Source organism: Nocardia sp. NPDC058497 (assembly GCF_042720195.1).
Classification (GTDB): domain Bacteria; phylum Actinomycetota; class Actinomycetes; order Mycobacteriales; family Mycobacteriaceae; genus Nocardia.
Map to the genome: position 1 here is coordinate 1 of NZ_JBHXMY010000937.1, position 1,490 is coordinate 1,490.

Below are 1,490 nucleotides of genomic sequence, written 5' to 3' on the forward strand. Positions count from 1 at the left end.
CGCGGGTGCGCCGGGGGGCCCACGCGCGCCCGGGGGATCGGCCGTGACACCGAGATCCGCGGGGTGGTGCTGGTGCTCTCGCGCCGCACCAAGAACAACCCGGTGCTCATCGGCGAGCCCGGCGTCGGCAAGACCGCCATCGTCGAGGGTCTGGCGCGCCGCATCATCGAAGGCGACGTGCCGGAATCGTTGCGCAACAAGAAGGTCATCTCGCTGGACCTGGGCGCGATGGTCGCGGGCGCGAAGTATCGGGGTGAGTTCGAGGAGCGGCTCAAGGCGGTGCTCGACGACATCAAGAACAGCGCGGGCGAGATCATCACCTTCATCGACGAGCTGCACACCATCGTCGGCGCGGGCGGCACCGGCGATTCCGCGATGGACGCGGGCAACATGATCAAGCCGCTGCTCGCCCGCGGTGAGCTGCGCCTGGTCGGCGCGACCACGCTCGACGAGTACCGCAAGTACATCGAGAAGGACGCGGCCCTGGAACGCCGGTTCCAGCAGGTCATCGTGGGTGAGCCGTCGGTGGCCGACACCATCGGCATCCTGCGCGGCATCAAGGAGCGCTACGAGGTGCACCACGGCGTGCGCATCACCGATTCCGCATTGGTGGCCGCCGCGACGCTGTCGGACCGCTACATCACCTCCCGGTTCCTGCCCGACAAGGCGATCGACCTGATCGACGAGTCGGCCTCGCGGCTTCGCATGGAGATCGACTCGCGACCGGTCGAAATCGACCAGGTCGAGCGGGCCGTGCGCCGGCTCGAGATCGAAGAGGTCGCGCTGGAGAAGGAGACCGACGAGGCCTCCAAGCAGCGACTGGAGAAGCTGCGCTCCGAACTCGCCGACGATCGCGAGAAGCTCGGTCAGCTCACGACCCGCTGGCAGAACGAGAAGAAGGCGATCGACTCGGTGCGCGGACTCAAGGAGCAGCTCGAAGCGCTGCGCGGGGAGTCCGAGCGCGCCGAGCGCGACGGTGACCTGGGCAAGGCCGCCGAGCTGCGCTACGGCCGGATCCCCGCGCTGGAGAAGGAGCTCGCCGCGGCCGAGAAGGTCAGCGGCGCGGCGCCGGACGGTGACGTGATGCTGAACGAGGAGGTCACGCCCGACGACATCGCCGACGTCGTCTCGTCGTGGACCGGGGTGCCGGTCGGCCGGATGCTCGAAGGCGAGACCGCGAAGCTGCTGCGGATGGAGACCGAGGTCGCCGGACGTGTCGTCGGGCAGGAAGAGGCTGTGCGGGCCGTGTCGGACGCGGTGCGGCGGGCGCGGGCCGGGGTCGCCGATCCGAACCGGCCGACAGGGTCGTGCATGTTCGTCGGCCCGACCGGTGTGGGTAAGACGGAGCTGGCGAAGTCGCTGGCCGACTTCCTGTTCGCCGTCGTTCTTTTTTTTTTGTGTTTTTTTTTTTTTTTTTTTTTTGTTTTTTTTTTTTTTTTTTTTTTTTTTTTTGTTTGCCTTCGTTCCAGAAGTTTTTTGAGGTTTAGTTG

1 pseudogene is annotated in these 1,490 nt (G+C 65.8%); it reads left to right on the forward strand.

The features are described 5' to 3' along the window. Positions 1-1,377, forward strand: a pseudogene (locus ACFWPJ_RS32620) (AAA family ATPase); the annotation flags it as partial. Positions 1,378-1,490: the final 113 nt, after the last annotated feature.